This window comes from Shewanella psychromarinicola (genome assembly GCF_003855155.1).
Classification (GTDB): Bacteria; Pseudomonadota; Gammaproteobacteria; order Enterobacterales; family Shewanellaceae; genus Shewanella; species Shewanella psychromarinicola.
Map to the genome: position 1 here is coordinate 2,166,112 of NZ_CP034073.1, position 25,387 is coordinate 2,191,498.

At 43.2% G+C, this 25,387-nt stretch carries 22 protein-coding genes; 8 read left to right on the forward strand and 14 right to left on the reverse strand.

Annotated features, from left to right (window positions below; genetic code table 11):
* Positions 1–74 precede the first annotated feature (74 nt).
* The 7 genes from EGC80_RS09475 to lptD all read right to left on the reverse strand — a co-directional run bounded on the left by EGC80_RS09475 (position 75) and on the right by lptD (position 9,065).
* A complete protein-coding gene (locus EGC80_RS09475) occupies positions 75–2,096 on the reverse strand; it encodes a methyl-accepting chemotaxis protein (protein WP_124012332.1) in 2,022 nt (673 codons plus the stop codon).
* 159 nt (positions 2,097–2,255) lie between these two features.
* A complete protein-coding gene (locus EGC80_RS09480; protein ID WP_124012331.1) occupies positions 2,256–3,074 on the reverse strand; it encodes a symmetrical bis(5'-nucleosyl)-tetraphosphatase in 819 nt (272 codons plus the stop codon).
* A 3-nt stretch (positions 3,075–3,077) separates the two neighbouring features.
* Positions 3,078–3,458, reverse strand: a complete 381-nt coding sequence (apaG, locus tag EGC80_RS09485) for a Co2+/Mg2+ efflux protein ApaG (RefSeq protein ID WP_101034402.1) — start codon at positions 3,456–3,458, stop codon at positions 3,078–3,080.
* A gap of 48 nt (positions 3,459–3,506) precedes the next feature.
* The gene (gene rsmA, locus EGC80_RS09490; protein ID WP_101034403.1) at positions 3,507–4,313 is read right to left on the reverse strand and encodes a 16S rRNA (adenine(1518)-N(6)/adenine(1519)-N(6))-dimethyltransferase RsmA; all 807 of its coding nucleotides are present in this window, start codon (positions 4,311–4,313) and stop codon (positions 3,507–3,509) included.
* A 9-nt stretch (positions 4,314–4,322) separates the two neighbouring features.
* On the reverse strand, positions 4,323–5,306 hold the full coding sequence (gene pdxA / locus EGC80_RS09495) for a 4-hydroxythreonine-4-phosphate dehydrogenase PdxA (protein WP_101034404.1): 984 nt from the start codon (positions 5,304–5,306) through the stop codon (positions 4,323–4,325).
* Between the two features lie 9 nt (positions 5,307–5,315).
* Entirely contained in the window at positions 5,316–6,620 is a 1,305-nt protein-coding gene (surA, locus tag EGC80_RS09500; protein ID WP_124012330.1) for a peptidylprolyl isomerase SurA, read from the reverse strand.
* 144 nt (positions 6,621–6,764) lie between these two features.
* Positions 6,765–9,065: an LPS assembly protein LptD gene (lptD, locus tag EGC80_RS09505; protein WP_124012329.1), complete on the reverse strand. Its 2,301-nt coding sequence runs from the start codon at positions 9,063–9,065 to the stop codon at positions 6,765–6,767.
* 143 nt (positions 9,066–9,208) lie between these two features.
* On the opposite strand from lptD, the gene EGC80_RS09510 reads away from it, so the two are divergent.
* The 5 genes from EGC80_RS09510 (at position 9,209) to EGC80_RS09530 (ending at position 13,325) form a co-directional block, all read left to right on the forward strand.
* Positions 9,209–10,237: an aminoglycoside phosphotransferase family protein gene (locus EGC80_RS09510; RefSeq protein ID WP_101034407.1), complete on the forward strand. Its 1,029-nt coding sequence runs from the start codon at positions 9,209–9,211 to the stop codon at positions 10,235–10,237.
* Complete coding sequence (gene murU / locus EGC80_RS09515) at positions 10,234–10,923, forward strand: N-acetylmuramate alpha-1-phosphate uridylyltransferase MurU (RefSeq protein ID WP_101034408.1); 690 nt, start codon at positions 10,234–10,236, stop codon at positions 10,921–10,923. Before EGC80_RS09510 ends, murU begins: the two co-directional genes overlap by 4 nt.
* Positions 10,924–10,982: 59 nt before the next feature.
* Positions 10,983–11,756 (forward strand): co-chaperone DjlA, encoded by a 774-nt coding sequence (gene djlA, locus EGC80_RS09520; protein ID WP_101034409.1) that lies wholly within the window; start codon positions 10,983–10,985, stop codon positions 11,754–11,756.
* Positions 11,757–11,798: 42 nt separating this feature from the next.
* Positions 11,799–12,752: a D-2-hydroxyacid dehydrogenase gene (locus EGC80_RS09525; protein ID WP_124012672.1), complete on the forward strand. Its 954-nt coding sequence runs from the start codon at positions 11,799–11,801 to the stop codon at positions 12,750–12,752.
* Positions 12,753–12,866: 114 nt separating this feature from the next.
* Positions 12,867–13,325 carry a hypothetical protein gene (locus EGC80_RS09530; protein ID WP_124012328.1) on the forward strand — a complete coding sequence of 153 codons (459 nt, stop codon included), beginning with the start codon at positions 12,867–12,869 and terminating at the stop codon, positions 13,323–13,325.
* 98 nt (positions 13,326–13,423) lie between these two features.
* Here EGC80_RS09530 and purT read toward each other — a convergent pair whose 3' ends face one another.
* The 3 genes from purT to EGC80_RS09545 all read right to left on the reverse strand — a co-directional run bounded on the left by purT (position 13,424) and on the right by EGC80_RS09545 (position 16,951).
* Positions 13,424–14,620, reverse strand: a complete 1,197-nt coding sequence (gene purT, locus EGC80_RS09535; protein ID WP_124012327.1) for a formate-dependent phosphoribosylglycinamide formyltransferase — start codon at positions 14,618–14,620, stop codon at positions 13,424–13,426.
* 273 nt (positions 14,621–14,893) lie between these two features.
* Positions 14,894–15,535, reverse strand: a complete 642-nt coding sequence (locus EGC80_RS09540) for a peroxiredoxin-like family protein (protein ID WP_124012326.1) — start codon at positions 15,533–15,535, stop codon at positions 14,894–14,896.
* A gap of 114 nt (positions 15,536–15,649) precedes the next feature.
* Positions 15,650–16,951, reverse strand: coding sequence for a DEAD/DEAH box helicase (locus EGC80_RS09545; RefSeq protein WP_101034414.1), 1,302 nt, complete (start codon positions 16,949–16,951; stop codon positions 15,650–15,652).
* Positions 16,952–17,769: 818 nt separating this feature from the next.
* Between EGC80_RS09545 and EGC80_RS09550 the strand changes: the two genes are divergently transcribed.
* Both EGC80_RS09550 and EGC80_RS09555 read left to right on the forward strand, forming a co-directional pair.
* Positions 17,770–18,540, forward strand: coding sequence for a spermidine synthase (locus EGC80_RS09550; protein ID WP_124012325.1), 771 nt, complete (start codon positions 17,770–17,772; stop codon positions 18,538–18,540).
* 157 nt (positions 18,541–18,697) lie between these two features.
* Positions 18,698–18,904, forward strand: a complete 207-nt coding sequence (locus tag EGC80_RS09555; RefSeq protein WP_124012324.1) for a hypothetical protein — start codon at positions 18,698–18,700, stop codon at positions 18,902–18,904.
* Positions 18,905–19,084: 180 nt separating this feature from the next.
* Here EGC80_RS09555 and EGC80_RS09560 read toward each other — a convergent pair whose 3' ends face one another.
* Positions 19,085–20,443, reverse strand: a complete 1,359-nt coding sequence (locus EGC80_RS09560; protein WP_124012323.1) for an NCS2 family permease — start codon at positions 20,441–20,443, stop codon at positions 19,085–19,087.
* Positions 20,444–21,411: 968 nt separating this feature from the next.
* Here EGC80_RS09560 and EGC80_RS09565 point away from each other — a divergent pair.
* The gene (locus tag EGC80_RS09565; protein ID WP_124012322.1) at positions 21,412–22,455 is read left to right on the forward strand and encodes an IS110 family RNA-guided transposase; all 1,044 of its coding nucleotides are present in this window, start codon (positions 21,412–21,414) and stop codon (positions 22,453–22,455) included.
* 290 nt (positions 22,456–22,745) lie between these two features.
* Here the strand turns inward: EGC80_RS09565 and tnpC are convergent, their stop codons facing one another.
* The 3 genes from tnpC to tnpA all read right to left on the reverse strand — a co-directional run bounded on the left by tnpC (position 22,746) and on the right by tnpA (position 24,985).
* On the reverse strand, positions 22,746–24,251 hold the full coding sequence (gene tnpC / locus EGC80_RS09570) for an IS66 family transposase (RefSeq protein WP_124011563.1): 1,506 nt from the start codon (positions 24,249–24,251) through the stop codon (positions 22,746–22,748).
* An 84-nt stretch (positions 24,252–24,335) separates the two neighbouring features.
* Entirely contained in the window at positions 24,336–24,686 is a 351-nt protein-coding gene (tnpB, locus tag EGC80_RS09575) for an IS66 family insertion sequence element accessory protein TnpB (RefSeq protein WP_124693471.1), read from the reverse strand.
* Positions 24,683–24,985: an IS66 family insertion sequence element accessory protein TnpA gene (gene tnpA, locus EGC80_RS09580; RefSeq protein ID WP_124011565.1), complete on the reverse strand. Its 303-nt coding sequence runs from the start codon at positions 24,983–24,985 to the stop codon at positions 24,683–24,685. The genes tnpB and tnpA overlap by 4 nt, the downstream gene beginning before the upstream one ends.
* Positions 24,986–25,387 lie beyond the last annotated feature (402 nt).

A 25,387-nucleotide genomic window follows, 5' to 3' on the forward strand; every position in this document is an offset into this window, starting at 1 on the left:
TTCATGACGTTATTCTACTAAACAAAAAAGGCCTTGTAGGCCTTTTTTGTTGTCGTGCAATACCATGATTGCTTTTACACTTTAAACTCGCGTACAGAGGCTTGTAGCTCTTCAGCAAGCACAGCAACTTGGTGACTCGATTGTGCTGTTTGGTCTGCTCCCGTCGATGTCTCTTCGGAAATAGCAGCAATGTGCTCGAGTTTTTCTGAAACTTGTTGGCTAACAATATTTTGCTCTTGTGCCGCTTGAGCAATATGGTTACCTGAATCAAAGGCTTTGTGAACAGACTTACTGATAGTTTCCAAGGCAATATTAGATTGCTCGTTCTTTTCAACACAGCTGTTGGCTTGGCCTCGACTCTGTTCCATTACTACCACAGCTTCTTGAGTGCCGACTTGCAACACTTCAATCATTTGTTGAATTTCACTGGTTGAATGCTGGGTACGCGACGCCAAGTTACGCACTTCATCAGCAACAACAGCAAAACCTCGCCCTTGTTCGCCGGCCCTAGCGGCCTCAATCGCGGCATTCAGGGCAAGTAAGTTCGTTTGGTCAGCAATACCACGAATGACATCTAAAATCGAACCAATAGAAGCACTATCGGAATGCACTTTGTTGATGACAATACCGGCTTTAGCGACTTCTTCAGCAAGCGCGAGGATGGTGTTTTTGCTTTCTTCTGCAAGCACACGCATGTGCTGAGCTTCCTGGTCGGCTTGTTTTATTTCATTGAGTGCTTGGTCTGCACTCACTGACACCTGTTGTGCACTTGAGCTCAGCTCTGTGGTTGCCGCCGCGACTTGATCAACTTGGCTTTTTTGCTCTTGAATACCAATGGTTGTCTGCGAGGTAATTGCAGAGGTTTCTTCAGCCGCAGCCGCTAATTGGTTTGAGCGATCAACAATTCCAACAATAAGACTGCGGAGACTGTCGACTAACCTGTTGCAGTTTTTGGCTAATTCTGCAAATTCATCGTGACCTGTGTCATCCAATTTATGGGTTAAATCACCTGATGCCAATACATTCAGGGCTTTATTGACTTTTTCTAACGAGCGGGTTAATGGTTTTACCACTGCAATACTGACAATAATGGCGACAATGATGGCGATTAATACCACTAATAAAGTTTTAATGGTTGCTGAATCGATAATTTCAATGGCTGCGTTACTGATCTCTATGGCAAAGTTATCGATTGATTTAGCGAGCACTGTCATTCTTTTATTGACGGTTTTTGCTGCACTTTTAGTGTCAGCAAGCATTTTGGCGGCAGCAAAGTCATGATTTAGTTGCTTTTGTTTCAATGCCTGAATCGAATCTGCTCCATTCAGTAATATAAGCACTTTCGCTGATTCAGTGGTGAGATCTTCTAAGGTTGAATTACTTACAATACCGTTACCTTGACGATTAATGTAGTCAAGTTTAGCCTTAGCTTCACTGGTCAAGTAATCCAATTCTTTGATGATCAGGTCATATTTGCTTTGTTCAGTAGCGGCCACAAGGTCATAAATAGTGCTGATCATATTGATAAAAGTACTGTCAATGGCGCTTGCTGTGGCAGCGAGGCTTTTTTCTGTATCGTTTTCACTGGTTTCAAGGTCAATGATATCCAGTAATATCGATGATGCATCGTCAGCGGAATTTTCGAAATTGCTGCGTAGACTAAGTAATTGCTCTTGTTGACTCAGCGCACTTTCACGCTCTGCGAGCATGGTTACGGCACTTTTTTCATAAGCACGGTAGCTTTTAGTGAGACCTATCAGAGGTGTTGTCAGTTGTGACTGGGATTTAACTAATGTGTTTAGACGAGTCAGATCGGATTCAAATGTGTTATCTAAGTCGGTTAGCTTTTTTTCTATCGCTGGAATTTTCGATGAATGAGTACTGTAATAAGCGAATAGTGCTTCAATTTGCTGGGTGCTTAGGTTCTCACTTAAAATACTCGTCGTTTCAAGTGCAGGTAAACTGATAGTCTTAAGAATCGTCGTGCCATCTTTAATACTATTATTACTCAGCATGTTAACACCACCGAGGACCATCAGTAACAGCGTCACCACAGTAAAACCGCCAATGACTCTAGTCGCTACATTTATTTTCATACAGTACTCCGGCTATTATTATTATTATTTGATGCTGATTTTTATCTTGTAAGTGCGATCGTATATTAGAATATCGAATTTATTAAAGGGTGGTTGTATCGATGGTAAGGTAATAAACGCTACAGTTAACTATCGGCTAAATGCTACTTTAGTTTAACGTTAAATTAACTTTTTTTGAGTGATTTTTTCATTCTTTTCAAGATGCCATAAGGTTAAGTGTTCTCCCCAGCAGCAGCCCGTATCTAATGCGAGAATGCGCGCATTATTAGTCTGGCCCATTAATGCAGCCCAATGACCGAAGACTAAGGTGTATTGTGGTACTGTTTTTGATGGAAATTCAAACCATGGACGTAATTGGGCTGAGTGTTGTTCGCTTGGCGGTGATTTACACTTAAAATCAAGATGACCATCGAGGTGCAAAAATCTCATCCGAGTTAATGCATTAATACCGTAACGTAGTCTGTCGATACCGGTTAATGTGGGCGACCACTGTTCTGCATCGTTGGTATACATTTGGGCAATTAATGCGGTTAAATAATCGTCTTGCTGCAATGCTAAGCTAACTTGCTTTGCTTCATGTTTAAGGGTTGCTATATCCCACTGAGGAGGCACGCCGGCATGGGTCATGATGATATTATGTTCGGGCAAGGTTCTGACTAACGGTTGTTGGCGGATCCAATTAACCAAACCATCAATATCGGGTGCATTGAGTAACGCTTCAAGATGATCTTGTGGATTAGCTCGCTTTAATTTTCCGTGCAGAGCCAATAAATGTAGATCATGATTACCGAGCACCACTTTAGCAGAATCTTGTAATGACTGGAAAAAACGCAGAGTGTCTAACGATTCAGTCCCTCTGGCAATAAGATCGCCCACTGCCCAAAGTTGATCTTTGGATGGATTAAACGCTACTTTTTGGAGTAATAGTTGTAATTCGGAATTACAGCCCTGAACATCGCCAACAAAATAATGGGCCATCAGTTATTGAAGTATCCCCGGGACAGCAAGGCGAAAAGGTGGGATGGTCGCTAAAAAACGCTCTCCTTTATGATCTTCCATACCATAAAATCCTTGCATAAAGCCCACTGGCGTCTCCATCACTGTACCACTGGTATATTGGTAAGCAGTATTAGGCGCAATAGTGGGTGTTTCTCCGACTACACCAGGGCCTTTTACTTCATTCTGTTTGCCGTCAGCATTGGTGATAATCCAATGACGGTCTTTAAGGGTCACTTTGTTATCACCTAGATTGATGATGGTAATGGTATAGCTAAAAAGATATTTATTATCAGCGACATCTGATTGTTGCTCTAAATATTGGGTGTCGATTTTAATTTTAATAGGCGATTTAACTTGGCTCATATTACATCCTAAAGCGAAAGGGCATGCTCTTTATGCATACCCTTATGATTAATCTTTTTTGTCACACAGCATATTAGCCATTGCCACATATTGCGGGACACTAATTTGCTCTGGACGCAAACTCGAATCAACTTGCAGTGTTACAAAGTCTTCGTCTGACAGTAATGTTTTCAAATTATTACGCAACGTCTTTCGACGCATATTAAATGCTGTCGTGACTAAGTGCCTTAATACGTGGACATCTTTACACGGCCAAGGTTTGACTTCAAAAGGCAATAATCTAATCACTGCAGAGTCAACTTTGGGCGCCGGGGTAAAGCTTTCCGGTGGCACTTCTAATACGGGTACCACTTGGCAATAATATTGTGCCATTACGGTTAAACGGCCGTAAGCTTTAGTGCCTGGGCTCGCCGATAAGCGCAGGACCACTTCTTTTTGCAACATAAAATGCATGGTTTCTATTTGTTCAGCAAACTCAAACAAATGAAACATAAGTGGTGTTGAAATATTGTAAGGCAGATTGCCAAACACTTTCATTTTTTTGCCAGCTTGTTGCAACTGACCAAAATCAAACTGTAACGCATCACCTTGGTGAATGGTTAGCTTGTCTTTAAGTATTGGATGATATTGTAAGCGTTTAACTAAGTCGCGATCTAATTCAACCACGGTTAGGTTATCAATCATATCTGCAACAGGCTCAGTTAAGGCGCCTAGGCCTGGTCCAATTTCAACCATAACATGATTATTATCTGGAGCAATAGCGCCTACGATACTGCTAATCACGCCTTGGTCGGTTAAGAAGTTCTGTCCAAAACGCTTTCTGGCCGTGTGGCCTAAATGTACTTTATTACTCATTAAAATGGGTTACTTACTTTTTGAGGCCAATTCGATGGCTTTGTTTAATGCACAGGTAAAACTGCCGCAATCTGCTTTACCACTTCCAGCCAACTCGAGCGCGGTGCCATGATCGACTGAGGTGCGAACATAAGGTAAACCTAAGGTGATATTGACCGACTTGCCAAATCCTAATGATTTAAGCACAGGTAATCCTTGGTCATGATACATGGCCAATACGACGTCAGCTTGTTCAAGATACTTAGGTTGAAATAAGGTATCTGCTGGCAACGGGCCAACAATATCCATGCCTTGTTCTCGTAACTCATTGAGCGCCGGTATGATGGTATCAATTTCTTCACGACCTAAGTGACCGTCTTCTCCTGCATGTGGATTGAGCCCACAGACATAAATTTTAGGTGAGCCTAAACCAAATTTGCTGACTAATTCGCGGTGCAAAATAGTAATAATATGATGCAATCGGTCGCGAGTAATCGCTTTTGCAACGTAGGCCAGTGGAATATGAGTGGTCATTAGCGCCACTTGTAGACCAGGCGCGGCCAACATCATCACCACATCAGCACAGTTGGCTTGCAGTGCAAAATACTCAGTATGACCACTAAACGGGATACCCGCTTGGTTAATAATCCCTTTATGTACGGGACCGGTTACGACGGCGTCGAATTCATTCGACATATTTTTTTCACCGGCATAACGCAAGGTTTCTACTACATAGGCACTGTTTGCTTCATTCAACACGCCACACTTAGCCTCTTCGGCTAATGTAAAAGGAGCAATGGTTAATGTTCCTGCCGTTTGTGGTTTCGGTGGCTGCGATGGTTGATAAGGCCTGAGTTGTAAAGGCAGTCCAAGCATTTTAGCTCGTGTGATGAGTAAATTGGGATCGGCACAGACAACTAACTCAACAGGCCAGGCCTGTTGAGCGAGTTTGATGACTAAGTCGGGACCAATACTTGCTGGTTCACCTGGGGTGATGGCAATACGTTTAGTCATTAATTTTGCTTAGCCTCGTTTGCTTGCTGGCTCAACGATTTCGATATACGCTTCAGAACGCATTTCGTCTAACCAGGTTTGTAACTCTTCATTAAACTTACGACGGAAGATTAATTGATGAGCACGGTTGCTGTTAAATTGCTCTGTTGCATCGGTTGTACGACGCGATTCAAGTTGAACAATATGCCAGCCGTGCGTTGAACGGAATGGCTCACTGAATTGACCTTCTTGAAGACTCGAAAGGGTTTGAGAGAACTCTTGCACATACATGCTTGGGTCTGCCCAACCTAATTCGCCACCTTTAGCAGCAGAACCAGGATCTTCTGAATACTGACTGGCTAATTTAGCAAAATCAGCGTCACCAGAACGAACTTGAGTTAAAAAGTTGGCCAACATTGCTTTAGCACGATCTTCCGATAGGATTGGCGATGGCTTGAGTAGAATGTGGCGTGATTTTACTTCCTCAACTTCTTGGGTTTGCAAACCACGAGTGTCTACTACTTTAATAATATGAAAGCCGGAACCCGATTTAATCGGACCAATAATGTCGCCTTTTTTTGCGGTATTAATCACTTCTGCAAACAAGGTCGGCATTTCGTTAATGTTCATAAAGTCCCATATGCCGCCTTCTAATGCTTTAGGACCTGATGAAGACGCGATAGCTGTGCTACGGAAATCCTCTCCACCATTTAAACGTTTAAGCACGATATCTGCACGACTGCTAGCACTTTCGAGTTGTTCACTGGTTGGGCTACTTGGCACTTCAATCAGAATGTGACCAATTTGGAACTCAACATCTTTTAAGCCTTGTTCTTGAATTAATTTAACTAAGCCGCTAATTTCTTGTGGCGACACTTGAATACGGCGTTGCACTTGGATGCGCTGAATTTCACCTAGGGTGACTTCTTGACGTAACTGTTCGCGATATTGGCTAAAGCTGGTGCCTTCACTTTCAATCGATTGTTGCATTTGTGCAACGGTCATTTTTTGTTCTTTAGCAATATTGGCAATGGTTTGGTCTAATTGCAAATCACCAATTTGTAAGCCGATACGTTCAGCCATTTGCATTTGCAAATGGGTTAAAATAAGGCGTTCAATAACTTGAGTGCGTAAAGCATCATCAGAGGGTAATGTTTGTTTCGCTGCTTTAGCATTGGCTTTAACAGTCGTAACCATGTTGGTTATTTCACTTTCAAGAATGATACCATCATTAATTTGTACTGATACGCGATCTAATGGCATTGGTGCTGCAACACTGGTATGGCTCACAGCCAGTGCTAGTAATGCAAAAATTATTTTTTTACTGTGTTTCATCCACAAAATCCTTGGCACATTCGATTCAATATAAACTGGCGATACATCGCCAAAATAAGGTTACTACTTCATACACAACAGCGTGTTTGTTGTTATTGGACTATGAGTTTATCGCTAGGTTCAGCAATCTATCACAAAAGAATGCTAATTCCTCAAGTAAAGTGGTTTACGGTAGTTAAATAAGCCTTCATTTAACATGTCGTCGACCCCTAACGGACCCGATCCCCCTAAGCCTTTAATGACAAAGTTCAGGTAAACACCGCTTTCAAACTCTTCACGTCCGTCAATGGTTTCTGATAAATCATCATCGTAGTTGGTTTTGATACGATAATGATAACTCAGACGCAATGCCCAGCAACATGATTCGTATTGCACGCCAGTGTAAGTTTCAATACTACGAGATTCATTGAGGTCGTAATAGAAGTTACCCACAAAATATAAGTTGTCACTAATGGGCCACGATGCACGCACACCAGCCTGCGAAATATCTACTTGGTCATTGGTGTTGGTATTGAGCAAGTCGGGTACATAACGATAACTTAGTTGCAATAATCTGTCATTACTTGGACGATAATCTAAGGTGACTTCATTCTTTTTATTTTTACCCGTTTCAGTATCGTGCTGAACCGAACCACTGACAAACCAATCGTTGTATAACTGGGCATCTAATTCAGCTGCCAAGACCGACGTTGACTGAGTGGCTTCTTCGTAGGTATTTTCAATGCTGACTTTTGAGTTTTCTAAATAGATGATTTGACCCACGCTAAACTTAAGTTTTTCGCGGTTAGTTTGATCAAACAAACGAGTGGTGAAACCTAAGGTAAACTGGTTGGCATCTGCCACGCGGTCTAAACCTGAATATTGGCGATCGCGGAATAAACCATAATAGTCTTCTTGCAATTGTGCGGTGTCATAAATACCAATATTGGATTGATCTTCATAGCCGACATAAAGATATTGGATCTGGGGTTCGAGCGTTTGACGGTATTGCTCGTCAAACAGTTGTGTTGCCCGCTCAAAATTGACCTGACCATGTAAACGCGCTTGTGGAATCGTGCGGCTTATACTGTCGTCTAATGTTGAGTCGTCGTCGATATTTTGTTGCCAATACTGAGTTTGCAGTAATTTAACTTCACTGGTAAACGAGCCTGCAGGTCCTTGAATTGGCCAAATTAAGCTGGGCACTAAGTGTAAGCGGGTTGCTGTATTGTTCTCGTTATCTTGATGTCGAAAATTGGTCAGTTCAGAATTAAACCTGAAGTCGATAGAATTAATAATGTCTGCAGAACGATAGTTAAAGTTTAACTGTGGCATCACTTGATACGGTTTTTCATCTTCGCCAAGTACTTTAATGTCTTGTACTCGCATGTTGAAGTCCCAGTCACGTTCAAAATAACTGGCTTCACCAATACGTGATAACTGGTTGTCGGTTGACTGATTGACGTCGGAATTTAAATCGTTGAAATAATTATTATCAGATACATCTGTATAATTTGCTCTTACCCGCCAATTGTCATTCACCGCACCTTGATGACTCCAGTGGTAAAGGTAACGATTTGCGTTATTAGTGAGCTTATTATCACTGCCTAAATATTCAAAATTAACTTGGCCATTCTGACGTTCACCCGCCAAATATCTGAATTCAGTTTTGGTGTATAAACCACGAGATGACATATAGTCTGGCGTAAACGTTAAATCAAATTCTGGCGCGATATTCCAATAATACGGGGTACTAATTTCAACGCCGTTGGTGGTACTCGTGCTAAAACTAGGGAATAGAAAGCCTGATTTACGTTTATCTGACACTGGGATCGTCATATACGGAATGTATAACACTGGGATGTTGGCAATACGCAGTTTGGCATTCCAAATTTCGCCCCATTCTTCTTCGCTATCAATTTTGATCATTTCAGCTTCGAGTAACCATGATTCATCACCGGGAGGGCAGGTAGTGAAGTTAGTTTTTGTCAGCAATAGATTATTGTCTGAAGTGATCTGAAGCTTTTCTGCGTCACCATGCACTTGTTGTCCATGTAACCAATATTGAGCTCCTTTCAGAGTGGCATTATTGGCGCTCATTTGTGCTTCTAATGAATTTGCGGTGATGGTAAATAACTCATCTTTAAATATAAGGTTACCGTTTGCATTTAAACGTTGCTGCTTTTGATCCAGCACGGCATTGTCAGCGGCAATATGACGACGTCCTTGGCTGAAACTCACATCACCCGAAAACTCAGCCTGGTTATTGTAAGCTACGGTGGATTGATCGCTAATGATAACAATCTGATCGTCTGAGATGCCAGTTAATGCTGCGCGGTCTTCGAATGAACGAGAAACCGGAGGAACTACAACGCATTGCAACGCAGGCGCTGGTGTCGTTGTTGGCTCATCAGCCAACACGATATTTGGGAGTAGGCATAATGCCAGAAAATAACGGATCTGCATTGTTGTCAATAATTTATGAATTCTGATGCTGGAAAAGTTTTGGAGAGAAAAGATACTCAGCTAAATGAAACATTCCATTCTTTAGCTGTTTCCAAATGTTATGCTGGCTATAATAAAGCAATTTTTCGTTAAGAGCCATTGAGATGATTTTATCTGATCCAAGATTTATCGCGTTAAGTGACTGGTTAAACCAATATTTCGGCGATGGAGTTGCCATTAACTTGATCTGTGGTGATGCCAGTTTTCGACGCTATTTTCGTATTCATCATCAAGATAACCATTATATTGTCTCTGATTCGCCCATCGATTTAGTGCCCATCGCCCCTTTTGTTGCAATAGCAAAGGCCTACCAACGCGTTGGGCTACTGGTACCCGAAGTGCTTGCAACCTGCGATGAGTATGGTTTTGTTTTGCAAACTGATGTGGGTGAGTTACAACTATTGTCGGTGCTCAATAAAGACAATGTAGCCGACTATTATCAGCAGGCATTAAATTTACTCCCGGTGATTGCGACTGTGACCGATACCGAAAATGGACCGTTAGCAGATTACGATGGTGCATTTGTGGCCAGAGAGTTAGCTATTTTTGTTGATTGGCTATTAAACAAACATTTAGATTACGTATTGACGGACAATGAGCAAAAAATGGTGACGTCAACGTTTAGTGCGTTGACCCAAAATGTGCTTGCACAACCCAAAGTGGGGATGCACCGTGACTACCATAGCCGTAATTTACTGATAAATGATCATGCATTAGCGGTTATCGACTTTCAAGATGCGGTGCATGGGCCGGTGACTTATGATGCGGTATCATTGCTGCGCGATTGTTACGTGCGTTGGCCAGACGATATTATTGATCACTTGATGAGGTATCACTATCAACTTGCAATAGATCATAAATTGATGGCTAAAGAGGTTAAGTTTTCAACCTATAAACAATGGTTTGATTTAATGGGCTTACAGCGCCACATTAAAGCGGCAGGTATTTTTGCGCGTTTATACCATCGTGATGGCAAAGACGGTTATCTAGCTGATATTCCATTAACCTTACAGTATATAGCTGATATTGGGATGCAATACCCACAAATTGCTGATTTTGGCGTATGGATTAAAAAGGTGATTTTACCGTTAGTAAACCATAAGATCATCAATGAGGCGGTAAGCGAAGCATGAAAGCGATGATTTTAGCTGCGGGACGTGGGGAGCGTTTACGACCATTAACCGACTCGTTACCTAAGCCGTTAGTGAGTGTTGCGGGTAAACCCTTAATTGAATATCACTTAGAAAAATTGGCGTTAATCGGTGTGACCGACGTGGTAATTAATCAAGCTTGGTTAGGGTATAAGTTACCTGAAATGTTAGGCGATGGGAGTCGTTGGGGACTGCAGATTAGCTACAGTGAAGAAACCACGGCGTTAGAAACCGCCGGTGGCATAAAGCAAGCATTACCTTTGTTGGGTGACGAGCCTTTTTTAGTGATCAATGGTGATATTTTTATCGATCACTTGCCCGATATGACCGCGGCTTATCAGCGAGTGAGCCAAGGTGATGCCTTGGGCTATTTATGGTTAGTCGACAATCCAGACCACCATCCGGTAGGCGATTTTTCGATTGCTGCGCAAGGGCAATTAACCTTGCAGGATGAACAAAGGTTAACATTTGCTGGACTGGGGATTTATCATCCTCAATTATTTAGCGCATTGCCTCAAGGTAAGCATGCTTTGGGACCGTTATTGAAACAGTCGATTACCCAACAGCGGATCTATGGTGAATATTTTAATGCTTATTGGTGTGACGTAGGAACACTCGAGCGACTTGAACAGTTACAAACACGTTTAGTCTCTTTGTTGTTGCCTTAAGTTAGGTCAAATGATGGGCGCACAGTGGCGTAATTATTTTAAATATAGTGGAAGAAAAAATGCGAATTTGGGGTAAAATTTTTGGGTTTATCATTGGGTTTATGTTTGGGCGTTTTTTCGGGGCAATATTAGGGTTATGGTTAGGTCATGCTTTTGATAAACGCCAAGGATTTAAGTCGTTAATTCGTAAAGGTAGTGAACGTCAGGCGATGTTTTTTAATTCCACCTTTGCAGTTATGGGTCATGTAGCCAAAGCCTCTGGGAGGGTGACCGAAACTGATGTTCGCATTGCGACTCTGTTAATGGATCAAATGAAGCTGTCTGGGCAATCACGTGTCGATGCGCAAACCGCTTTTCGTCAAGGTCGCCAAGCGGATTTTGATTTACTCAAGCAGCTAGAACTGTTTCGACAAGCCACACAAGGCCGGGTTGAGTTGGCGCAGATGTTTTTGGAAATCCAAATTCAAACTGCTTTGACTGATGGTGAATTACATGCAAATGAAAAACAAATATTGTCAGTGATTGCCGCTAAACTTGGTCTTGGTGCACAACTTGATGCCTTACTGGCTCGTTGGCAAGCAGAGTTTAGCCATCATCAGGCGCCGCAAGGTAATAAAATTTCGCTGATTGATGCCTATTTGTTACTCGGGGTAAAAGAATCTGCTAGCGATCAAGATATTAAACGAACCTACCGAAAATTGATGAATGAACATCATCCTGACAAGCTTGTGGCAAAAGGGTTACCAGCTGAAATGATGGAGTTGGCTAAAACCAAAGCTCAAGATATTCAAGTCGCTTACGAACGCATAAAAACCTCGCGTGGAATGCGTTAATTTTACACTGAGAGTAGACCAAGCAAAGGACTGAAGTACGTGATGAAAATAGTGGTATTAGATGGTTATACACTTAACTCAGGTGATTTGAGTTGGCAGGCGCTTGAAGCGCTAGGCCAGTGTGATATTTACGATCATACAACACTCGATCAGGTGGTTAATCGCTGTCACGAAGCAGATATAGTACTGACCAACAAAACCCTGTTAAGCGCAGAGACCTTAAAACAACTGCCCAGGTTAACCTACATCGGTGTGCTCGCGACCGGCACCAATGTGGTCGATGTTGAGGCGGCGACAGAGCAGGGTATTAGCGTTACCAATATTCCTGCCTATGGTCCAGATGCTGTGGCACAAATGGTATTTGCGCATATTTTGCATCATCATCAACAGGTGGCGTTACACAATCAAGCTGTTAAAGCTGGAGAGTGGGCTGCTAATAGAGATTTTTGTTTTACCTTAAGCCCATTAACCTCGCTAAAAGGCCTAACCTTAGGTGTTGTCGGTTATGGCGATATTGGCCAACAAGTGGCAACATTAGGCGTGGCGTTTGGCATGAAGGTGTTGATCACCAGTGCCAAACCTAAAACCGCTTTACCCAAGGGCGTTCACTGGTGTGAACTGGAGACGTTATTAACCCAAGCCAATATTGTGTCACTGCATTGTCCACTTAATCCATTAACCAAACACATGATGAATAAATCCAGTTTAGCTTTACTTCCATCCGGTTGTTTACTGATTAATACTGCCCGTGGTGATTTAATTAATGAAGCAGATTTGGCCCAATGGTTAAATGACCATAATGGCTTTGCCGGAGTCGACGTATTATCGACTGAGCCACCGAGTGCGAGTAATCCACTACTCAGTGCCGCCAATATTAGCATCACGCCGCATATTGCATGGGCGACATTACAAGCCAGACAAAATCTACTCAATATTGCCATTGAGAATGTGCGCCATTTTCAGCAAGGTAAAATGTTAAATAGAATCAATGGCTAAAGTAGTCGCTAACAATGAGTGCTCTTAGGCACTCGCATTCTTAGCCACTCGCATTCTTAGCAACGAGCACTAATCACCATCGCTTAAACTCTCATTTAGAACGGAGCTCTGCACATGTCACTATGGAAAGTCCTGTTTGATTTTGTCGATAAAGAGCGCACCAGGTTTGATAACGTGCGTCATGATACCCATGCGCTGCAATTTGAAATTGAAGCCAACATCCATTTTTTTGTTGATGGTGTAGCGCAAGCTGTTAGCACCGCAGACATTATTAACGGCCTAGAAACCAAAGCGTTTGAACATGCGATGCTGTCGGGATTACATATTCGCCAGGGTAAGTTAGCGTCGCGCACCATTGAGGGTTATAAAGAGTTTGATAAGTATTTAGGTGAGCCAAGTGATGTGCTGGTTAAAAATCTGTACCTGAAAATAACGCTGCTGCAAAAACTGATTAACGCAGGTAAGCTTGATCAAGATCGTAAGCTTAAAGCACTGTTTCGTTTACTGATGTTAGTCCACTTTCATTTAGCCAATAAACCACTGCCAAAACCACTGCCAAAACCAAAAGCCTAATTCTTAACGCTAAGTTGCAAAAAACTAAACCGCAGATAATCTGCGGCTTAGTTTGTTGTTAATTAACTTTAGTTTGATCCAGTTCACTTCAGCTTTGCTTAAAACAATACCTTAATCTTACTGGCAACCGTTTTGGCTTTTTCGATGGCTTCTTCAACCGTGTTGTCTCTGGCTAACGCTACCCCTAAACGACGGCGTCCATCAATGTCTGGTTTACCAAATAAACGCAGTTGAGTATCAACAGGCGCGAGTGCTTCAGCCATGCCTTGGTAACGGATATTGGTTGATGTGCCTTCAGCCAGAATAACCGCAGAGGCGCTGGGACCGTGTTGCACAATATTGCTGATGGGTAAGCCTAAAATGGCGCGCACATGTAAGGCAAACTCTGACAAATCCTGACTGATTAAGGTGACTAAACCGGTATCATGTGGTCTGGGTGACACTTCAGAAAAATACACCTCATCACCTTTAATAAATAGCTCTACACCAAACAGTCCATAACCCCCTAAGGCTTCAACAACTCGCTGACTCATGGCTTGGGCTTTGTGCAATACCTTCGCGGGCATCGCTTGTGGTTGCCAAGATTCACGGTAATCACCGTCTTCTTGTCGATGACCAATCGGGTCACAAAAGTGGATGCCATTGACCGCACTGATGGTCAGTAGGGTGATTTCATAGTCAAAAGGAATAAAGGCTTCAACAATCACCCGCCCTTGACCTGCTCGGCCACCTTCTTGAGCATAAGCCCACGCCGGTTGAACTTGCTTTGCCGTTTTAATCACACTTTGGCCTTTACCCGATGAACTCATCACAGGTTTAACCACACAAGGCATTCCAATGGTGGCAACAGCTTGTTCAAATTCATCTTGGTTGTCGCAAAAAAAGTAAGCCGATGTGGGCACGGCTAATGTTTCTGCCGCCAAGCGTCGAATGCCTTCGCGATCCATGGTTAGTTGGGTCGCCTTTGCTGTCGGCACCACCCGCAAGCCTTGTTGCTCCAGTTCCAATAACGTTTTAGTCGCAATCGCTTCGATTTCAGGGATCACCAAGTCAGGCTGCTCGAGTTCAATAACCGTTTTGAGTGCATCGGCATCGAGCATGTTGATCACATGAAAACGATGAGCAATTTGCATGGCTGGTGCATTCGGGTAGCGGTCGACCCCAATCACCTCAATGCCGTAACGTTGTAATTCTATGGCGACTTCTTTACCGAGTTCGCCACAGCCTAACAACATCGCTTTGATTGTGCCTGGGGTGTTTGCTGTGCCAAAAGTCGTTGGGGTTGCTATGGTCATGTGCGGCCTTACTAAATAGGATATATTTTTATATGAAGAACAGTGTAACGAGATATGGTGTTATAAATCCAACAGAAAAAGCATTGTTTAGCTAAACCAAGGGGGATAAGGCGATAAAATGTGAGCGATGATTGTGTTTTATGGCGATAAGTAGGTGTTTGTATGCTTAGAATAAATGCTCTGCATGTGATAAAAAATAGTTGAATAAGCCAACATCATTGACTACATCGCTGATGTTGGCTGTGCCATTGGAATCGATTGCACAGGGCGCGATTAGTTAACCAACAGCTCTGCTGCAGTTAAAATCAATTCAGGAGCCGGGCGAACTTTATAGTTGGGATTAACATATTGAAAATGGATTAAGCCGGTTTTGTCTGCCACGTATACCGCAGGCACAGGCAACACCAAGCGTTTATCACCTTGTGGCGTGGTAAACAGGGTATTGTCGACATTCAGCTTAGCTTGGTAAGTCTGGGTGGTTTTTTCACTGGTGTAATACGCCAAACCAAAAGCTTGTGAAGCGGCCATTGATGCATCGGACAGCAGTAAATAATCCAGTTTTTTAGTCGTTATCGAGGCGCGCATTTTTTCTGGGGTGTCGGGTGAAATCCCCACTAACTGAAAACCTAGCTCAATGAGTTTAGGTTCAATGGCTTTGAGCTGGCCCATTTGCGAATTACAAAATGGACACCAGCCGCCACGATAAAAGAAAAAGACCGTGGGTTTTTGGGCTACCAATTGACTCAGATCAACCGCTTTTCCATCAACATCTTGCAGTGTAATAGCCGGAATTTGATGACCATTAAGCAGGGGGATTACATGATTTTCGTCACTGGCAATGGGTTTAGCCACACTGGCTAAACTGGTTAAACTGGTTAGGGTCAATGCGGTAGCGATAAGTAGCGTTTTTAGCATAGTAAGTCCTTGTGAAGTGATGTCCCAACAACAATAGACCATAGCATAAACACAATAATTTCATCCAAACACAAAAAAGGCGCCTAAGCGCCTAGTTGATTAAATAGCGTGATGCTATTTAATCTTTTTGTATTTTACCGTGCTACTGGCTTTACCTACTTTAACCCGACGTCCATCCATGTTTTTCTCGGCAATCATCTGCTCGCCCACGTTATCGCTACGTTGTTGCTTTTTAGCAAAGCTACGGCGTTGTTCAATTTGCTTAAGCAATACCTCACGGCTGCCGACTTCGTAACCTGGCACTGTGACCCGGCGGATTTTCTGGCCGATTAATTTTTCAATGTCCGCTAAGGTGCGTTCTTCTTCGCGGCTCACAAATGAAATGGCAACACCGGTTTTACCCGCACGACCAGTACGGCCAATACGGTGGACATAATCTTCGGCTAAAAACGGTAAATCGTAGTTAACAACATATTCTAGATTTTGGATATCGAGTCCGCGAGCAGCCACTTCGGTGGCGACTAATACGCGAATTTTACCTTCAACAAATTCACGCAGTGCACGACGACGGCTACCTTGGGCTTTCTCGCCATGAACCACACCAGAAACAATCCCGTCTAAGTTTAGCTCTTTCACTAATTTATCTGCCGCATCACGCGTCGCGGTGAACACTAAGACACGTTGCCAATTTTTAGTGCCAATTAACTCAGATAATAATTCATGTTTACGACGTTGCTCAACCGGATACACCACTTGGCTAACGGTGTCCGCCGTGGTGTTTTGCTTATCAGCGGCAATAATTTTAGGCTTATTAAGCATCTCATTGGCTAACTTTTTCACTTCAGTAGAGAAGGTCGCAGAAAACAACATGTTTTGACGCTTTTTGTTTACCGCTTGGATAATTTTTTTAATATCAGCACTAAAGCCCATATCGAGCATGCGATCGGCTTCATCTAGGACTAAAAATTCAACGTTAGATAAACTTAAGTTACAGGCTACAATGTGTTCAAGCAAACGCCCTGGGGTAGCCACAATCACGTCGGCACCACGTTTAAGTTTCTGTGATTGAGAGTCCATTTTAACGCCACCGTAAATGGTTAATACCGTTACGTTAAGGTATTTACTGTAGGCGCTAATATTGTCGGCAACCTGCGCAGCAAGCTCACGGGTTGGCGTTAGAATTAAGGTGCGAGTGTTAGACGGTAGCGTCTCTTTGGGGGTGTCACACATTTTTTGTAAAATAGGCAATGCAAACGCCGCCGTTTTACCGGTACCGGTTTGGGCGCTGGCTAACACATCTTCACCACGACGGATCGCAGGGATCGCTTGTTGTTGAACGGGTGTCATAGCTTGATAACCGCACTCAGCGATCGCGCGTAGTAATTCTGGGGCGAAGCTAAAAGATTCAAATTTCATGGTGCAGTTCCTGTATGTACATCAAAACAAAGCGATTGATATGCGATTCAGTCAACATCAGTTAACAAAAAGTGTTCGCAAATTAATCTGGAATTTTATGGTTTAGAGCCTTATCTAATGGTCGATTCTATGCTTAATTTAGCGTGATTAACATCTTAGGATAGTTGAAAAACGTTAAGCCTGAATTAAGCGCCAATTTTGTGCCATAGATAAGCGGCCGCGGAGTATAACAAACTTTTGTATAAATCCTGAACTTTATCTGTGTCTGGCGCTAAGATTTTTTAGGCGATATCGTTCTAACGGAAATGACTCGATGGCAACGACATTGAGGTGTCGTGTTCTAGCAAAATCCGCGAACATGTTTTTTGACATTGAACTGCAGCCAGTACCCGTAGCAAATGTGCCGTGTCTAGTGATCCAAGCGCTTACCAAGGTATCAATTTTTGCCTATTTCAACTGACAATTTTGGGCATCTTAGTGGTTTTTCTATCTTTATATTCGGTTCATATTTAGATTTAAATTCACATTCAGCTTAAATACTGGCCATCCGTTATCAATGATTTAGCCGACACTCATTATGATACTTGACGATATGGTCGATGTTCATCGCGGCCTAGACCCTCTTGGCTTGGTTAACAAGATATCTCCGATCCAAGCATCGTCCTTTGTCGCGTGATAGCGCAAGACATAAAAGTGGCTGTCCGCTAAAGGATTTTATTGATTAAAGCAGAAAAAATCATCGAGGAACACCTAGCCCTCTTTTTCGTTATAATGCTCTACCCGTTATATACCCGTATTTAAAAGGTATTAAAAAGATCATGGATATCAAAGGAAACTGCATCTCATCAATAAACGATGAGCACGGCCCAATTTATGTTTACCAAACAAGGACCAGCCGGATCCTCAGCTTTGATGGGAAAATCTATCAAAGTAGTATGAAACTAAAAGACATTAATGGATTAGCTCTGGGCTACACTCAGGCCATGATGGCGGGTTTATTGTTTATCCCCACAGTAAAAACTGCCACGATTATGGGGCTGGGCGCCGGCTCAATGGCAAAAAATCTACTCAGTAGTTTCTCCGAATTGCAGGTCCATGCGGTCGAATATCGTGCAGCCGTGGCCAATACTGCAACAGAATATTTTTACTTACCCGACACGGATCGCCTGTGTATTCATATAGATGATGCGGTTAACTACATGAAACACACCGACATAAAAAGCGATATTATCTTTTCAGATCTCTACAACGCTAAGGGCATGGAACCGAAGCAAGTACAACAATCCTACTTGCGTGATTGTAAACAGGCACTCAACCAACAAGGTGTCCTCGTGCTCAATATCTGGCATACGACAGTTAACTTACGAGAAGAGTTAGATGAATTACTCGCGGGCGTATTTGACAACCAACTACTCAGTTTCGAAGTCGATAGTGGAAACACGATTGTTCTTGCATTCAAAAATGACATTCCCGCGCTAAAAGAACAAGATCTACTGGCTAAAGGTCAATGGTTGCAACAGGAAATGAACATTCCGATGGAACCTTATGCCAAATTACTGTTAGAGACACAAGATTTTTGCGAAGAGTGATGCGGATAGCTATTTTTACTGGCTACGCTATTGAGATATATCTTTGGTTTTATGATTGCTAGAAAAGGGTGAATGCCTCCTATGGGTCAAGACAAGGGTTTGCTTATGGGCCTTAGCGCTTTTGCTGTCTAGCTAACACTATAGTGTATTCAAGGTGATGCTGGCGTTTAAAAGCAAGGGGATTGCCCTGACATGGATAAGTGAAGCGGGCTTAAATGTGGGCCTAGATGTGGACTTAGATGTGGACTTAGATGTGGACTTAGATGTGGACTTAGATGTGGACTTAGATGTGGGCCTAGATGTGGACTTAGATGTATCACTGCGCCGCGATGAATTCCGTAACCCCTGCAGCTATTATGGTTAAACGCCCATATTGCTAGCGGCCAGCTACCACCAGCACCTGCTGAAGATGAAAGTCGCTATGGTAGGCCACTAACAAGTGCCTCGTCTTTCTAGGCCTTAGCCGTATTACGCCGCTAACAAAAAGCCGCTAATAAAAAGGCCAGCCTCTATGGCTGGCCTCACTATTGAGTCTATTATCGGGTTAAATTGCCCAACCACCTAGATAGAACGCGACTAAACCGAGTGTAATGGCGATGACGCCAAGTCGCAGTTTACGCCACTCGCCGCTGCATATGCGGCCAATCACTAAGGTCACAAAGCCAAGCATGATCCCAGTGACGATATTACAGCTTAAAATGATAAATACTGCGCAGGTTAGGCCTGCCATCGCATCCACTTTATCGTCAAAATCAAGCTTAGTGACGTTGCTTAGCATCAGTAATCCAACATACATAAGCGCTGGCGCGGTCGCATAAGCCGGCACTAAATAGCTTAACGGCGCTAAAAACATCATCATCAAAAACAGCAAGCCAACTATGGTAGCGGTCAGGCCAGTTTTGCCACCTGCAGCGGTTCCTGCAGCGGATTCAATATAAACGGCCGCAGGGGCACCGCCGACTAGGCCAGCAACAATACTGCTGACAGAATCTGATGTCAGTGCTTTACCACCACCCACAATATTGTCATTTTCATCAAGAAGTTCCGCTTGGCCTGCCACCGCTCGAATCGTGCCAGTGGCATCAAATATTGCGGTCATCACCAACGCCAACACAATCGGCAGTACCACTGGATTCAGTGCGCCCATAATATCGAGCTGGCCAATCAGTGATGTTTCCGACATCAAGTCAGGCAATGCAAATAAGCCTTGATATGTCACGTTCGGATCAAATATTAACCCAAAGACAGAGAGTCCGACAATCACCAGCAATATGCCACCTGGCATGCCTCGGCGCTCAAGCCCAATCGTCATAGCAAGGCCAATTATTGTTGCGATAACCGGTAAGCTATTAATATCACCAAGCTGTACGGGTAAACCGGCATCGTTGGAGACAATTAATTTCACGCTATTGGTCGCAATAAGCAGTAAAAACAAACCAATACCAATACCCGTACCATGAGCGATACCGGTTGGCAAGTTCGTCAGTACCCACTGACGAATACCCGTGACACTCACAAAGGTAAATACGACACCCATAAGAAAAATAGCGCCAAGGGTGACAGGAATGGATATGCCTTGGCCCAGCACCATACTAAATGCCGTAAAGGCCGTGAGTGATATTGCACACCCTATGGCCATCGGCAAATTAGCCCATAGCCCCATGAGTAACGAACCAAAAGCGGCAATTAAGCAAGTCGCGATAAATACCGCAGCAGGGTCAAACCCTGCAGTGCCAAGCATGTTAGGCACTACAATTACCGAATAAACCATAGCCAAAAACGTCGTTAAGCCCGCAATGACTTCACGTTTTAAGGTACTTCCACGGGCAGAAATATTGAAATAGCTATCCAAAAATGGATCAGAAGCAGCAGTCGAGTTAGAGAGAGTCTGTTCAGACTTCATAGATATTATACCTTTTGATCTCTTAAATATGAGTTAACCAATGATCATTCATTGGCGACACAGCTATGGCAGGTAGAGCCCCAATCGAGATAGACTTAGGTGAGAGATCCACTTGGCGCTTATGGCGTTAGTGACCTGCGAGTATTGTGGTAAACAAATTTGTTATCCACATGTCTGGTAAAATTTACTCTTACCAACATAGCCTTTGTTGGCGCGGAGTTTACAACAATCGACCATAAGGAAACAGGAAGCAGTTAACAATTTTTGTTACATAGATAAAACAACGCCCATAAACACACAAAAGTAACCGGCTGTTTTACCTGCCGCATCATAAAATGACTCACTGCAGTGACAACTACTCTCCAGTATGTATTGCCAATAACTTATCAGCGGCCTTAGTCCGGCAACTCAATGCCGATATGAAGGCATAACAGTGTTTGCCGCGAGTGGAAAATTAACTCGCAGTAGTCGATTATCGAGGTCGAAAATCGTTAGCTATTATTGCTGTGTATCCGTGAAGACGTGACAGTGAAGCGTTAATGCTAAATTCGTTAGTGGCCCAAAGTATTTTTAAGCTATGGCCTGCGGCCACTAACGTCGTGGCGCTTCACCCACACCAGACCAAGAGGAAACCAACGGCTGTTCCCTCTTGGAACTCCCAGCCGCCCCGCAACATTTTCAAACAGCGAAAAGGTCGCCATGGGGATTAATCCAGCTTTGGACTTCATTTGTATGCTGCTTCGGACTTATTCGAAAATGCTAACGCTTCCGATGGTACATCCTGTACCTCGAAAGCTAGCCTGACATCCATGTCAGGACTCACACTATTTTCTTCAACGTCCTCAAGTTCAGAGTTGAATCAGCCGTTTTAAAGTCAGTATTTTGGGTGATGAGATGGACGCTCCCTAATACGGCGTCAATGCGCCAAACTGATGTTGAACCATACAGTTACTTAAGGAGCGTCCACCATGAAAGTTACCACTATTGCGATTGATTTGGCAAAAAATGTTTTCCAAGTTTTAGGAATGGATAGCCATGCAAAGCAAGTCTTCAATAAACGTTTAAATCGCACTCAACTGATTGAGTTTATGTTGCAACAACCCCATTGCGATGTGGTCTTTGAGGCTTGTTATTCATCCCATTACTGGGGACGTAAGTTTCTCGTTATGGGGCATAACGTTAAGCTCATTCCTGCCCAACATGTCACCCCGTTCGTGCGAGGCAGTAAAAATGACAACAATGACACAATGGCGATTTTTGAAGCCAGCTTTAGGCCAAACATTCGTTTCGTGCCAGTGAAAACCGAAGAGCAGCAAGAAATATTGATGTTACACCGAGTCAGAGAACGTTTAGTGAAGGAGAAAACGGCCTGCACTAATCAAATTCGGGGTGTATTAGTCGATTTTGGGATTTGCTTTGCCCAAGGCTATAAAACATTTGAAGTTGCTATGTGGGACATCATTAACGATGCGTCACAACGCCCTATCATTAAGTTGATGGCTAATGATTTCTGGGATGAATATCAAAGTGTTAATACTCATTTAGACAGAATTAATACCTTGATAAAAAAACTTGTCGAGCGTGACCCTAATGGCAAAATTTTATTAAGCATTCCTGGTGTAGGGCCCATTATCGCGTCAGCGTTTGTTGCATCAATTGGCAAAGGTCAGGCGTTTAATACTGCTAAAGAACTGGGTGTGTGGCTGGGGTTAACCCCCAAGCAATTTGCCTCAGGCCATCGAAGTGTTAATGGCAGTATTACCAAACGTGGCAACGGCTATTTACGCAAACAGCTTATTCATGGAGCCAGAACCGTCGTCAGCCATGCGAGTAAAAAACAAGATGATTTAAACCTCTGGATAACGCAGCTAAGAAGCCGAAAAAGCATCTGCAGTACGGTGGTTGCCACGGCTCATAGACTCGCCAGACTGATATGGATTTTATTACAAAAACAAGTGCCTTATGCTCCGCAATATGCAGCAAATCAAGGTGTAAACCATGGTACTTGTTAACACTGTTGTCGCTATCTTGCAGAGCTCGGTCTGGCCAAGGACTCCGAGTCCGACTGGGTGATAAGAGCCGCAAGATAGCACATTAAATACTCACCGGGGTTGTTGTGAACGATGAAGAAATGGCTCAGTCCAACCAGTGCTAGCCCGAATAGGCCAAGGATAGGAAAAGCCTAATCCGCATGGGTGTTTCAATTGACAGGCGCAGTGGTACGGATTTCATTAGGGGCGCAGCTTGGCTGTTAAGCCCGTATATATGTAAGCGGTCAATTAAGCGGTGGAGCCCGATATCATCAAGCTTTTAGATCGGCATGCCAAGGTAATAAATCACTTAAATCAGCAAATTTATCCCGTTGTGGCAGTTCCGTGAAAAGTTTTTGGAAGTAAAAGTACGGGTTAATATCGTTGGCACGGCAAGTCATCACCAAGCTATAAAGTGCAGCACTGGCTTTTGCACCATTTACCGATTGGCAGAACATCCAGTTTTTCCGCCCCGTCGTAAACGGCCTGATATCGCGTTCAGTGACATTATTATCAATGCCTAATTCACCTGATTCAAGGTAACGCCTCAGTTTTTCCCACTGATTCAATGTGTACTTGATTGCTACCCCAATTTTACTTTTGGGCAGGACTGTTTTCTCGCTTTTTTCTAACCATTCATGCAACGATGTTAAGATTGGCTCAGCCTTTTCCTGCCGGAGTGATTTTCGCTTATCGGGCGGTAATGTTTTTGCCCGCTTTTCTATTGCATACAGTTTTTGAATATAATTGATACCGACTGTTGCTTTGCCGGTTTTCTTCGGTTGCACCGCTAAGGCATCGTGGAATTTGCGTCTGGCGTGTGCCCAGCACCCGACTGGCATTATTCCTTCTATATTGTCGTAAACACTGTAACCATCACATTGTAAATATCCGGCATAATCTGCTAGAAATGCTTCTGGGCAACTGCGTGCACGACTCGGTTGATAATCATAAATAACAACAGGGTTATCGCTAAATTCATTGCTGCGATAGACCCACATATAGGATTTAGTTGCTGCTTTTCTATCTGGTTCATCCAATACTTGCACCGTTGTTTCATCTGCGCACAGCGTTGATTGAGCGAGTAGATTAGCTTTCATCGCAGCAATTAACGGCCTAACTAATTCGGCACTGGCTATGCACCAATTGGCCAGTGTAGCGCGGCTAATATTTAAACCGCCACGGGCAAATATGTCGGTTAACCGATAAAGCGGTAGGGCATCACAGTATTTGGCGGTCACCACAGCCGCAAGCGCTTCAGGGCTGGCGATACTCTGGGGGATCGGCTGTGCAGGCTTAGGCGCGGTAATGACAGAGGTACTGGTTGATGTTGTTTCACATTCACGGCAAGCATACTTGGTTTGCCTGTGCTTAATGACGCTGATCTTCTCTGGAATAATGTTGACTTGTTCGCTTTCTTGCACACCGCATTCACGCATCACATGACCACAGCAATCGCACATAGGGCTGTCAAGAGTATAAGATCTTTCTTCACGTTCAAGGTGCTCAGGTAATCGTTTTCGACCCGTTTTACCTTGTTGTTTATTTTCATTTTTATTTGTGGATTGATCCTGCTCAGCTTCATTGAATGTGCCTTTCGGCATTTTCTCACTGCGTTGACCAAACTGCTTATTGCGGTTGAGTTGCAATTGTTCCAAAGCGATATTAAGGCGGTTTTCCAAGTCTTTATTTTTAGCATTGAGCACCTGATTTTCATGCTGCAACATTGCCAGCATTTTTTTTAGTTGTTCAATATTATCAGGCTGTTCAGTTGTCATTAATTAGCGTTCAAGACCAATAGATAGCGCTAGTTTGCCTGCTGTATTTGATCATGCAACCGCTATTTAGCGATCCAGTGATGATCACCTCACTGTCAGGCCATTTAAGGGTTTATGCCCATGGGATACTTCTAACGATAAGCCTGATAGTAACCAATTTAGCTGATGCTGGTTGATTGTCAGCGCGTCTTGTTCGTCGTTAGCGCCAGGCCACTTAAAGCGACCTTTTTCTAGCCGCCGATAGTAAAGCCAAAAACCATTAGTATCCCAAAATAAAATCTTAATTTTGTCCCGGTCGCGATTACAAAAAATAAACCAGGCTTGATTCAACGGATCCATTTCCAATACATCACTGACGATTAAAGATAAGCCATCAATGGCTTTACGCATGTCGGTATGGCCGGTAACAAGATAGATCTGCTTATGTGGTGTCATGCTGATAGCACGCGTAAAAATTGTTGTAATTTGCTTGGCGCTAATGAGGCTGGAAAAGAAAACAGATAGCCGTTGGGCAATGCCAGCGTGAGTGGCTGGTCAGGTTTAATTTCAGGAAAAATCAGCGGCACCACTTTTTGCTTAGTTGATGACGAATGCGGGTTAAGTTTTTTAGTCCACGCATAAAATGTAGATAGGGTTAAGTCATTGGTTTTACAAAATTCAGCTTTGGTTAATTTACTTTCAGTTTGCTGCTGAAAAATGCGTTGCCAGTATTGTATTTTATCGTTTTTTGACATGATTGTTTTCCTAGATTTAGTTAGGAAATAATCATGTCACATTTGAAGGTTATTGGTATGTGCGGTTAATTGAGCGCTTACGTATATATGGCAGTACAACCGCTTCTAGCGGTAAATGAGCACATCAAAAGCAACGATAAGAGTGAGAATGTTGTATAGAAAACTAAGGCCAAAAAGCCTTCGGTGAGCAAAGTATTATCTTGACTCACCGGGAGCGTCCATATATGGCCATGTATTTATGATAGGATTATGTCAAAAGGTGATCGGCGTTCAAGCTATAAACCTTGGAGATAATTAAAAATGTTTTATGTCCGGAATTTTATTGTTGGTGGTTATGCATATTATAGAAAAAAAGGATTTGGCCATTCTGGCTCTGTTTCTATGGTATTACTTTCATCATTA